Below are 12,300 nucleotides of genomic sequence, written 5' to 3' on the forward strand. Positions count from 1 at the left end.
ACAAACAAGGCAGCCTCCGGTGAGGCTGCTTTTTGTTGCTTTGGGCAGGCATTCCGACGCCAGTCCAAATTCCGCCGGTCTGCCGGGAGGCCGGCGCCGGGCGACTCCAATGCCACGGGGCAAGTTTCTGTTTTGGGAGGGGAGGAATTTGCAACCAAAGGCAATGACTTGCCTAATGACGCGCCCCGAATCATTGGTCTCTTTATTTTATGAACTCATCCGCCGCCAGTTTTCGCCGAACCAAGATTGTCGTGACCATCGGGCCCGCCACCGAGAGCGAGGAGATGCTTGAGAAAGCCATTCGCGCGGGGGCGGATGTGTTCCGGCTCAACATGGCCCACGCCAGGCACGATTGGACGCGCGCAATCATCCGCCGCATTCGCGGGGTTTCGCAGCGCGTCGGGCGCGAGGTGGCGATCATGATGGACATCAAGGGGCCGGAAATCCGCACCGGCGATGTCGCCGCGCCCATCGAACTCAAGCCGGGCGAAATTTTCGACTTCACCATGCAGCCGGGCGACGATGGCGGAAGCAGCACGGAGATACGCTCCGTGCATGTGAATTACAAGGATCTCGTCAACGATGTGAAGGTCGGTGACACCGTGCTCGTCGACAACGGACTCATTCGGCTGGAAGTGCTCGAGAAGCGCGACGCGCGCATTCGCTGCCGCGTGCTGATTCCGGGCGAGCTGAAATCGAAGCGCCACATCAACCTGCCCGGCGTGCGCGTCAACCTGCCCTCGTTCACGGCCAAGGACAAGGACGACACGATCGTCGGCATCGAGGAGGGGATCGATTTTGTGGCGCTGTCGTTTGTGCGCGAGGCCAGGGACATCGGGACGCTGCGCGATTTTCTCAAGCAACGGGATTCAAAGGCGGGCATCATTGCCAAGATCGAGGACCAGTCGGCCATCGCGAACCTCGACGAAATCGTGATGGCGACCGACGCGCTCATGGTGGCGCGCGGCGATCTCGGCATCGAGTGTCCGGTCGAGGAGCTGCCGATCATCCAGCGCAACGCGGTGCAGGCCTGCCTCCGCCACGGCAAGGCGGTCATCATTGCCACGCACATGCTCGAGTCGATGATCACGCAGCCGATGCCCACGCGCGCGGAAATCACCGACGTGGCCAACGCCGTTTTCGAGCTCGCGGATTGCGTGATGCTTTCGGGCGAGACAACCGTGGGCAAATATCCGGTCGAGAGCATCGAATACCTCGACAAAATTTCGCGGCGCATCGAGCAATTGGAATCGGGGGATGCCAGCCTGGTCAAAGTCGAGATTCCAGCGATTCCCGAAAAGCTGAAAGTGCTGCGCTCGGCCGCGATGATGGCGGGCGAGATTCCCGGCGCGCGCATCATCACTTTCACGCGACAGGGCGTGATCGCCCGCGGACTGGCGGCGCTGCGTCCGGGCCGCGCGCCGATCATCGCGTTCACGCCGTATGAGGAAACGCTGCGCCAGTTGTGTTTGTTGCGTTCTGTCATTGGTGTGCTGATGCCCTTTGAGGCCGACCCCGACGATACGATCGACCATGCCATCGCGCATTTAAAAAACACCAGGCAAGTGGACATCGGGGACAAGCTGGTGGTGGTCACCGACATCCTTTCGCACGACCGGCTCGTTGACAGCGTGCAGTTGCGAACCGTGCGGTAAGCGCATGCGCTTTTCCCCGTTGCGCGTCCGCCATGCTCCCGTCCATGTTCGCATCTTGCCGTTGCCGCCTCAAAACAAACTCCCATGAAAACAAACCTGCTCAAAAAATTGCTCCTCCCCTCCGCCATGCTCGTGCCGCTCGCGGCGGTGGCCGCGCAGCCGCAGACGCCAAACGTCATCGTCATTTTTATGGACGACATGGGCTACGGCGACATCGGCACCACCGGCGCCATCGGATACGACACGCCCAACCTCGACAAAATGGCCGCCGAGGGCATGCACTTCACCCGCTTCTACGCCGCGCAAGCCGTGTGCACCGCCTCGCGCGTCGGCCTGCTCACCGGGTGTTATCCCAATCGCATCGGCTATTCCGGCGCGCTTGGCCCGTCGTCCCGCATCGGCCTTGGCGAGAAGGAGGAAACCATCGCCGACGTTTTGAGGAAAAAAGGCTACGCCACGGCCGCCTTCGGCAAATGGCACCTCGGACATCTTCCCCACGCTCTCCCCACGCGTCACGGTTTCGATGAATACTACGGCATTCCCTATTCAAACGACATGTGGCCGCGTCATCCCACGAGGAAATTTCCCGACCTCCCCTTGATCGAGGGCGACAAACCCGTCGAGCTGAACCCCGACCAGAGCCAGTTCACCGCCAATTTCACAAACAGGGCGTTGCAGTTTATAGATAAAAATAAAAACAAGCCGTTCTTTATATATCTCGCGCATCCCATGCCGCACGTTCCGCTCGCGGTCTCCGAAAAGTTCAAGGGCAAAAGCAGGCAGGGACTCTACGGCGACGTCATCATGGAAATCGATTGGAGCGTCGGCCAAATACTGGACAAGCTGCGGCGCGAGGGCCTGGAGGAAAACACACTCGTTGTCGTCACATCCGACAACGGCCCCTGGCTCAACTACGGCAATCACGCGGGAACCACCGGCGGCCTGCGCGAAGGGAAGGGCACCAGCTTCGAGGGCGGGCAGCGCGTCCCCTGCATCATGCAATGGAAGGGCGTCATTCCCGCCGCCACCATTTGCAACAAACTCTCCTCAACCCTGGACCTGTTGCCTACCTTCGCCCACATCGCAGGCGCGCCCCCGCCTCCGCACAAAATCGACGGGGTGAATATCATCTCGCTCCTGAGGCACGAACCCGATGCCAACCCGCGCGAGAGTTTTTGTTATTACTACCGCAAAAACAGCCTTGAAGCCGTGACCGACGGAAACTTCAAACTCATCTTCCCCCATCCCCATCGCACCTACGAAGGTTTCGCGCCCGGCGCCGACGGCAAACCCGGCCCTGTGAATGGAAACGCCAAGCTGGAAATCCCGCTCCTCTACGACCTCCGCCGCGACCCGGGCGAACGCTACAACGTCATCGGGCAATATCCCGAAGTCCGCGCCAAGTTGGAGCAAATCGCCGCCGCCATCCGCGAAGACATCGGCGACGACCTCACCGGCGTCGTCGGCAAAAACAACCGCCGCCCGTCCATTGCCTCCCGGTGAACACCGGGCATGATAAAAAAGCCGGGCATGTTGCCTCCTTGCGATTAAGACAATCCAACCATTATTAAAAGGCGTGCAAAGTAATACCGACATGGAAACACGACATTGCGGCTCGCGCATCCCCAACGGGGATGAATCCCATAGCCCGGGGTTGGCGCGAGTTGCGAGCGGCTACCCCGGGTGCTATCAAAAAGAAAACACAACCCCGAAGGGGTTGCGCCCCCTAAAAACGCACGCCGCGCGCACAGGCCGCAACCCCGTTGGGGTTGTTGGTTGCGCTCATTATTCCCAGGGTAGCTCGCTGCGCTCGCAACCCAGGGCTATAGGACGGAAGCCTGTTGGGCTTCAATCAATGGCCCTTTTATTCCGCACTCCTCAATAAATCAAATCACTCATCCATGAAAACCCGCATCATCACCCTTGCTCTCGCCATTACCCTCACGCTCGTTGCCACCGCCGCGCCGGCGCCGGTCGAACGCGATATCGTCATCTACGGCGACAACTCCGCCGCCGTCGCAGCCGCCGTCCAGGCGCGCCGCATGGGCAAATCCGTTGTCATCGTCGGGCACTCCTCCCGCGTCGGCGGCCTCACCACGGGCGGCCTCGGACAGACCGACATCGGCAACCGCCATGTCATCGGCGGCATCTCACGCGAGTTTTACCGCGCCGTCCGCGACCATTATCAAAAACCCGAGGCGTGGAAATGGCAGAAGCCGGAGGAGCTTCGCGCCTCCAAAAACCGCACCGAGGCCGATGTCTGGTGGATTTTCGAGCCGCACGTCGCGCTCGACATCTACAACGGCTGGCTCGCGCGCGACGGCATCGAGTATGTTAAAAACGCCCGCCTCGACCGCTCAAAAAACGGCATCGTGAAAAACGGCGCCCGCATCATCGCCATCCGCGACGAGGCGGGGCGCGAGTATCGCGGCAAAGTTTTCATCGACGCCACCTACGAGGGCGACCTCATGGCGCTCGCCGGCATCACCTACACTGTCGGTCGCGAGGCCAATTCGTTGTATGGCGAAACATTAAACGGCGTGCAAACCGCCATGGACAAATGGCACCAGTTTTTCCCGGGCGTTGACCCTTATGTAAGGAAGGGCGATCCGGCCAGCGGCCTGCTGCCGTTCATTGACCCGACCGGTCCCGGCGTCGAGGGCGCGGGCGACAAGCGCGTGCAGGCGTATTGCTACCGCATGTGCCTCACCGACCATCCCGAAAACAGAATCCCGTTTATAAAACCGGATGGCTACCGCGAGGATTGGTATGAGCTGCTTTTCCGCAACATCGAGGCCGCGCCCGACCTCGCCACCGTGAAAAAGTGGATATGGATAAACTCCCCCATGCCCAACCGCAAAACCGACACCAACAATCGCGGCGGTTTTTCCACCGATTTTATCGGCCAGAATTACGATTATCCCGAGGCCGACTATGCGACCCGCGAGCAAATCGCGCGCCGACACCTGCTATATCAACAAGGCCTCATGTGGTCGCTCGCCTACCATCCGCGCGTGCCCGCCGAAATCCGCGAATTCGTCTCGCGCTGGGGCATGACCAAGGACGAGTTCACCGAAGGCGGCGGTTGGCAGGGACAGTTGTATGTGAGGGAGGCGCGCCGCATGGTCTCCGACTTGGTGATGACCCAGCACCACTGCCAGGGACGCGAAACCGTGAGCGACTCCATCGGCATGGCCGCCTACACGATGGATTCGCACCACGTCCAGCGCTACGTCGACAAAAACGGCCACGTTCGCAACGAGGGCGACGTGCAGGTCGGCAAATTTCCGCCCTATCCCGTCGGCTACCGCTCGATCGTGCCGCGCGAAAGCGAGTGCGTGAACCTCATCGTGCCCGTGTGCATGTCCGCCTCGCACATCGCCTACGGCTCGATTCGCATGGAGCCGGTTTTCATGGTATTCGGCCAGTCCGCCGCCACCGCCGCCGCGCTTGCGATTGATGACAATGTTTCGCTGCAAAAAGTTGATTACAAGAAACTCCGCGCCCGCCTGTTGAAGGACGGCCAGATTCTCGAACGCCCCGCGGATTCAGGCACAAAAACAACCGCCGCGGCTACCGGCAAACTGGCGGAGAACCTCGCCGCGCTGCAAGCGCGCGGAATCATACAACAGCCCGACTACTGGCTGAAAAACGCCCGTCCCGGCAAGACCTGCGCAGGCCAGTCCGTCGCGACACTGATCGTAAACGCCGTCTCGAAGAAAAAGCCCGGCGTGACGCTCGACGAGGCGTGCGATTACCTGCACGCCGCCGGCCTGATGTCCCGTCCCGCCGACTGGAAGCGCTATGCGCAAAAAGGCAAAACCTGCACCGGCGCCAGCACGGAAAAACTCATCGCCGCATTGGAACAGCTCACGCGGCCGGAGAAGTGAGAATCAGAAAGCCAGAGGCCAGAATGCCAGAGAGCCAGCGATCGGAAGGTCTTTCCTCTCTCTTCGGCCTTTCCCGCATGACTAGAAATCAAACTAACATCTATGAAAATCAACAAAGCCCGGGCTGCCCTCTTTTGGCATACTTCCACTTTTATTCTTGGACAATATATTTTGACCCATGCCGTCAATTTTTTGGAAATTTATGCGAGTATTGGTGACGACCTATATAATCAGTTCAATAAGGAATAGCGTATGTTTTCTAAAATCAGTTTTTGGATTGGCACCATACTTGTTGTAGCAGGATGTAACGGGATGGTAATCACTATATTTTATTATACTCCGAAAAAGATTAGAGGATCCCCTACTATGCGCGGGCAAGACGGTGTGATTGCTGTTGCATTTATAATAATAGGAATATGTTTATTATGGTCATTGTATCGCGATAATCGCAAAGAGACCAATTTGCCAACAATGATGAAATGTTTTTTCATAGCTGGTGGACTAGTGTTCTTTCTTGGTATTTTTTTCGGACATATGAAAAGTCTCTATTTTGGAGAAGGTAGTTGGTTGTATGCAATTGTAACTGGATTAATGACGATACTGTTTGGATATTTTATCTTGAGAGGCAAAGGGGGCCGGCGAGAATAAAAGGGGGCGTCCGAGTTTTGTTGTTTTTTCCCTTTAGTCGCAACGCGAACGGACGCTCTTCGCCGGGGTAGTGTCCTATTGAGTCTGTCGGCGGGTTTTACGGGGCGCGGCGAAAGCGGTTTGTGGTCGTGGCGACGATGCTGCCACGGCGCGCGCAGCCCAGAGGGCCAGAAAAAACAAAAGCCAGAATACCAGCCCCGCGAAATGCGACGGCCTGGTTTTCTGGCTTCTGGTTCTCTGGCGCTCTGGCCTCTGGTATTCTGGCCTCTGTTCTTCTGAATTTCCTCAGAGCTGCACGAACTTCGCCATTTTGATGGCGGGGAGGGCCTTGATTTCCTTGCGGGCGGCTTCGCTCGGCTCGGTGTCAACGCGCACGACCATGTAGGCGGTGCCGCCGGGCGTGAGGCGCGAGAGCGACATGTCGGCGATGTTCACCTTGTCCTTGCCGAGGATCGTGCCAATCGTGCCGACCATGCCGGGCACGTCGGAGTTTTCCAACACGAGCAGTCCGCCCTCGGCCAGCACCTCGACCTCGCGGCTGTTGATGTTGACGATGCGCGGTTGTCCGCCCTTGCCGATGAGCGTGCCTTGCGCGGAATAAATTTTCCCGTCCGGCGTGATGACATCGACCGCCATGAGCTCGGTGTAACCGCAGTCGTTGTTGGACTTGATGGTTTCGACCTGCACGCCGAGGCGCTGCATGAGCGAGGGTGCGTTGACGAAGTTGACCTGTTCGCCGCTGATGCGGCGCAGGTAGCCGCGCTGGATGGAGCGCGTGATGGCGTTGGCGTCGAGATCGACGATCTTGCCCCAATAGGTGATGCGGAGCGTGGAGATTTGCTGCGGCGAGATTTGCTGCACGAGCGTGCCGAGCTTGGCGCCGAGGTCGAGGTAGGGCCCGAGAACCTTGATCGCGGCCTCGTCGATCGAGGGCATGTTGACGGCGTTGCGGATGACTCCGCCCTTGAGCACGTCGGCGATTTGCTCGGCGATTTCGATGCCGACCGATTCCTGCGCCTCCGCGGTCGAGGCGCCAAGATGCGGCGTGAGCACAACATTGGGCATGGCGCGCAACGGGCTGTCCTTGGCGAGCGGCTCGTCCTCGAAAACGTCGAGCCCGGCGGCAGCGACCTTGCCGGACTTGAGCGCCTCGACGAGCGCGCTTTCCTTGATGATGCCGCCGCGCGCGCAGTTGAAGATGCGCAGGCCCTTTTTGCATTTTTCAAAGGCCGCCTCGTCGATCATATACTTGGTGTCCTCGGTGAGCGGCATGTGCACGGTGATGTAGTCGGCCTGCGCGAGGATGTCGTCGAGCGTGGCGATTTCGACCTGCATGGCCTTGGCGCGGCTGGGCGCGAGATAGGGATCGTAGGCGAGCACGCGCATGCCGAACGCCTGGGCGCGCTTGGCGACCTCGCCGCCGATGCGGCCGAGCCCGATGACGCCGAGCGTCTTGCGGAAGAGCTCGATGCCGCTGAAAGCCTTGCGGTTCCACTCGCCGTTTTTCATGGACGCGGCGGCTTGCGGAACGGGGCGCGCGCCGCAGAGGATGTGCGTGAAGGTGAGCTCGGCGGTGGCGATGGTGTTGCCCGCCGGGGTGTTCATGACAACGACGCCGCGCTCGGTGGCGGCCTCGACATCGACGTTGTCAACGCCCACGCCGGCGCGTCCGACGACTTTGAGGAGCGGAGCGGCCTCGAGCACCTGCTTCGTGATCTTGGTTTCCGAGCGCACGGCGATGGCGTGCACGTCCTTGACGAGTTCGAGGACTTTTTCCGGAGAAGAACCGTAAGCCTCGATGACTTCAAAACCCGCTTGTTTTCGCAGGTATTCAACTCCTTTTGGTGATATTTTGTCGGCGACCAGGATTTTCATGGGAAAAAATGGAAACGAACAGGCAACAGGCTGGGGCAGCGCGGCGCAAGTGGTTTTTACAGAACAGCGGTTTTCCATTTACGCGGGGCGGCGAATGGTGTGTGTTTCCGCGCATAAATTTTCCTCATGGCCACTTTCATTCATCCCACTGCCATCATCGAACCGGGCGCGCAGATCGGCGCGGATTGCGAGATTCTCGCGGGGGCCGTCATCAAGGAGGGCGTCGTGCTTGGCGATCGCGTGGCCGTGGGTGAATACTCGGTGATCGGCGGCGCGCCGCAATCAATCGGTTTCGACCGGTCTCTAAAGACGGGCGTGCGGATCGGCGCGGACACGGTCATTCGCGAGCACGTCACGATCAGCCGCGCGACACACGAGGGCTGCGCCACCGTGATCGGCGAAAAATGTTTTATCATGGCGACGGCGCACGTGGCGCACGATTGCGCGCTGGCGGACAATGTCATCATGGCAAACGCGGTGCTGCTGGCGGGGCACGTGAGCGTGGGGACGAGCGCGTTTATCGGCGGGGGCGCGGTCGTGCACCAATTTGTGCGCATCGGCGAAAGCGTGATGATAAGCGGCAACGCGTCGATTTCGCAGGACCTGGCGCCGTTTACACTCGTGGCGGAGCGCGACGGCGTCGTGGGGCTGAATCTCATCGGGCTGAAACGGCGCGGCTTTTCGCGCGAGGCGATTCGCGAAATCAAGGACGCGTTTCGCGAGGTGTATCACGCGCGGACCAACATCCGCAATGTGGCGGCGGATGCGCTCGCTTCGGGGCGCTACGCGACTCCCGAGGCGGGGCTTTTCCTGCAGTTTTTCTCGGGCGGGAAACGCGGTTTTGCGCGCCTGATGCGCAAGCACGGCGAGAGCGAATCCGGCGCGCCCGCCGCGGATTAATGTGGAACGCCGGCGCCGAAAAATTTGTCCCAAGAGCATGCACGAAAAACCGCGAAGCCCGATTGTTCCCGCGCTGATCACCCTGGCGCTGATCGGTTTTATGGCGTGGACGCTCGTGAAACACCAGCGGCGCGCGGAGGGGATGGCCGCGGCTGAAAAAGCGCGGACCGAGGCAACGGATGACCGGGCGGCGTTGACCGCGGCGGCGCAAAAAGCCCGCGCAAATGCGTTGACTGCGGAGGCGCGGCGACTCGGCGCGGCGGCGTTTAAGGAGCAACTGGCGGCGCACCTCGACAACGACCATGTCCGGCGAAACGAGGCCGTGCTCGCGTTCAAGGACGCGGGGGCGCTGCAACGTTTTCTGGCGCGGGCGAAAGACGCGGGGCTGATGGTGCTGTCGAGCTCGGAAAAGTTGCTGTCGGCGCGCGTGCGTTATGCGTCGCTCGACGGACTGGCGTCGGAGATCACGGACAACTCATCCGACTACGAGGAGGTTGGCGGCAACTTTATCGCGGAGATTCCAACCGTGCCGGAGACCGAGGCGCGCACGGCGCGCTCGCAGGTTCCCGTGCGCGACAATTTGCTTGGGGCGATCGGCGTCGCGGGCGCGGACAACAGCCAGTGGGGGCGCGGCGTGACGATCGCGGTGCTCGACAGCGGCGTGGCGGCCGACGCGACATTCGGGCAGCGCGTGCGCAGGCTCGACGCCGGCCACGGCGTTTCAATTGAGGCGGGGGAGGGGCACGGCACCGCCGTGGCATCACTCGCCGCGGGCGCCGACGCCGACGCGCCCGGTGTCGCCCCCGCGGCCGACATCCTGAGTCTCCGCGTGACGGATTCAAACGGTCTCGGCGATCTCTACACCATTTCGGAGGCGATCATGCTGGCGGCTGACTCCGGCGCGCAGATCATCAATGTGAGCCTCGGCAGCTACGGGACGAGCGCGGTGTTGTTGCGCGCGATTGAATACGCGATGCAGGGAGGCGCGGTTGTCGTGGCGGCGGCGGGCAACGACCAGGCGGCGCAGCTCATGTGGCCCGCCGCCTATTCGCGGGTGATTTCGGTGGGGGCGACGGACGCGATGCAGCAGCAGCTCATTTTTTCCAACTCGGGCGCGCAGTTGCAGATAACCGCGCCGGGTTACGCCATACTGGCCGCGTGGGCGGATGAGTCGCGGGTTGGTTTCACGGGCACATCGGCGAGCGCGCCGGTGGTGTCGGGCGCGATTGCGGCGCTGATGTCGGCCTATGGCGGAATCAGCGCGCAGGAGGCGTGGGCGATTTTGGTGGCGCACGTCAACGACGCCGGCGCGGAAGGGCGCGACGATGATTACGGCGCGGGCGTGATCGACCTTGGCTGGGCGTTGGAAAGCAACGATCCCACGCGCATGGACACGGCCATTTCGAGCCATTATTACAACAGCAAGGACGGCACGGTCGATGTGGTTGTGCAAAACCGCGGCGCCACGGCCATGTCGGGGATGACGCTTGTGGTGGAGGTCAACGGAGCCGTCTCGAATGTCGCGCTGCCGTGGGTCGACGCCCGCGCAACGACTGTCGTGAAAGTGCCGGTGCCCGAGGGCGCGGAAACAGTTGTGAACACAACGCTGCTCAACGCCGGTGGCGTGACCGACAAAAATCCGTCGAACAATCACAAGGCCAGCGTCGTTTCCCTGGGTGGCGGCGAGTGAGATTTGTTGCGCAAACCGAGAGTCGGCCCGAGGGACTCCTTCGTTGCTTTGCAGACTTGGCATGCGGCGCGAGTTGGTTTTTGTTGCTCGTTTCACGTTTTCAATGAGCACACGTCCAAAACGCGCTTACGACGCATCCTTCAAAGTCACCGACGCCTATCGCGCGTCGCTGCCCGACGTGATGAAGTGTCCGAACGACATCGAGGGCGCGCGGGTCGCCATCCAGCAGGTCGGCATCGACGGGTTCAAGCTGCCCATGCGTTTCGCGTTGAAGGCGGGCGCGGGGAAAAAGGGTGGGGCGGCGGCGAAACATGGCGCCGGCCCGGCCACGCTCGAGGCTCGCGTCACCGGCACCGTTTCCCTCGACGCCGCGCGCAAGGGCATCAACATGAGCCGCATCGTGCGGACGTTTTACGAGCACGGCGCCGATGTGTGTTCGCCGGAATTGCTCGGGCGTATTTTGAAAAAATATCGCCGCGCCCACGCCGCGCTCGAGGCGCGGTTGCGCGTGGCGTTTTCCTTTCCCGTGTGGCAGGCCAGCCTGCGCAGCGGCCTGGGCGGCTGGCAGTATTACGACGCGGCGTATGAAGTGGCGCTCGGGCGTGCCGGCGAACTGCGCCGTTATGTGGAGATTGATTTTGAGTATTCGTCGGCCTGTCCGTGCTCGGCGGAACTTGCGGAGCATGCGCGCGAGGCGCGCGGCGTGTTTGCGATGGGGCACTCGCAACGCTCCCGCGCGCGCGTTCGCGTCGAGATCGCGTCGCGCCGGACGCTCACCGTCGATGTCCTCCTCTCGCATTGCCGCGCAGCGCTCCGCACGGAGACTCAGGTGATGGTGAAGCGCGAGGACGAGCAGGCGTTTGCCGAGCTGAACGGGGCGCATTTGAAGTTTGTGGAGGATGCCGCGCGCCTGCTTTACGCGCGCCTGGCGGCGGATGCGCGCGTGCGCGATTTTCGCGTGATGTGCGCGCATTACGAATCGCTTCATTCGCACGATGCCGTGAGCGTCATTTGCAAAGGCATTCCTGGCGGCATGAACGCCGATTCGCTGAATTTTCGGATGTAGCAACTGCGCGCGCCCGAGGTTGGCGCGCGATTTTGCTCCACGCTTGTCGTGCGCCGGCCTGCTTTTGGATATTGCAACTTGCAATTCAGTGTTGCCCGCGGGCTGTTGCAAATTGCAATGAGCGATGCGGGATATATAAATAGCAAGTTTTGTTTTATGTTAATGAACATGCTCTTATGGATTAAGTGAGAAGTTGGCACGCATGTAGCTTAAAGGGGAGACACATAAAACATCATGAACATTCTAAACGCACTCAGCTTTTTGACCTTCGGGCTTATCATGCGCTTTCTGCCGGTGTTAGTGCCGACATTTGTGGCGCCTGATGCGCTTAATGCCGCGGCGGCCGAGGCGACGACACGTGGAACGCTGCTTGTGGCGGCGGGTTATGCGTTTGGCGCGTTGGGTGCGTGGTTGCTCATAAGAAAAATAACACGCATTACCAAGCATGCGGCGGCGGAGGTTCGCCGCGAACTTCAGGCCGCCCGCGAAACTTGCGAGACCGCCGACGAGCGCAACCCCTGCGCGCGCGGCCTGGCGGGGCAGGTGGAAGTGCATGTGCAATATTGAGTTGTGCGC

8 protein-coding genes are annotated in these 12,300 nt (G+C 60.8%); 7 read left to right on the top strand and 1 reads right to left on the bottom strand.

Annotation, left to right across the window (positions count from 1 at the left end):
- Positions 1–209: 209 nt before the first annotated feature.
- The 3 genes from pyk to M2447_RS09775 all read left to right on the top strand — a co-directional run bounded on the left by pyk (position 210) and on the right by M2447_RS09775 (position 5,545).
- Positions 210–1,655, top strand: coding sequence for a pyruvate kinase (gene pyk / locus M2447_RS09765; protein ID WP_277558453.1), 1,446 nt, complete (start codon positions 210–212; stop codon positions 1,653–1,655).
- Between the two features lie 84 nt (positions 1,656–1,739).
- Positions 1,740–3,158, top strand: a complete 1,419-nt coding sequence (locus M2447_RS09770; protein ID WP_277558454.1) for a sulfatase — start codon at positions 1,740–1,742, stop codon at positions 3,156–3,158.
- A gap of 398 nt (positions 3,159–3,556) precedes the next feature.
- Positions 3,557–5,545 (top strand): FAD-dependent oxidoreductase, encoded by a 1,989-nt coding sequence (locus M2447_RS09775; RefSeq protein WP_277558455.1) that lies wholly within the window; start codon positions 3,557–3,559, stop codon positions 5,543–5,545.
- A 933-nt stretch (positions 5,546–6,478) separates the two neighbouring features.
- On the opposite strand, the gene serA is transcribed toward M2447_RS09775, so the two are convergent.
- A complete protein-coding gene (gene serA, locus M2447_RS09780) occupies positions 6,479–8,068 on the bottom strand; it encodes a phosphoglycerate dehydrogenase (protein ID WP_277558456.1) in 1,590 nt (529 codons plus the stop codon).
- A 126-nt stretch (positions 8,069–8,194) separates the two neighbouring features.
- Here serA and lpxA point away from each other — a divergent pair, with 126 nt between their 5' ends.
- The 4 genes from lpxA to M2447_RS09800 all read left to right on the top strand — a co-directional run bounded on the left by lpxA (position 8,195) and on the right by M2447_RS09800 (position 12,291).
- Complete coding sequence (gene lpxA, locus M2447_RS09785) at positions 8,195–8,968, top strand: acyl-ACP--UDP-N-acetylglucosamine O-acyltransferase (RefSeq protein ID WP_277558457.1); 774 nt, start codon at positions 8,195–8,197, stop codon at positions 8,966–8,968.
- 37 nt (positions 8,969–9,005) lie between these two features.
- The gene (locus M2447_RS09790) at positions 9,006–10,658 is read left to right on the top strand and encodes a S8 family serine peptidase (protein WP_277558458.1); all 1,653 of its coding nucleotides are present in this window, start codon (positions 9,006–9,008) and stop codon (positions 10,656–10,658) included.
- Between the two features lie 103 nt (positions 10,659–10,761).
- Complete coding sequence (gene folE2, locus M2447_RS09795) at positions 10,762–11,724, top strand: GTP cyclohydrolase FolE2 (RefSeq protein ID WP_277558459.1); 963 nt, start codon at positions 10,762–10,764, stop codon at positions 11,722–11,724.
- 234 nt (positions 11,725–11,958) lie between these two features.
- Positions 11,959–12,291: a hypothetical protein gene (locus M2447_RS09800; protein WP_277509917.1), complete on the top strand. Its 333-nt coding sequence runs from the start codon at positions 11,959–11,961 to the stop codon at positions 12,289–12,291.
- Positions 12,292–12,300: the final 9 nt, after the last annotated feature.

Origin of the sequence: Ereboglobus sp. PH5-10 (assembly GCF_029504735.1) — a bacterium.
Taxonomy (GTDB): Bacteria; Verrucomicrobiota; Verrucomicrobiia; order Opitutales; family Opitutaceae; genus Ereboglobus.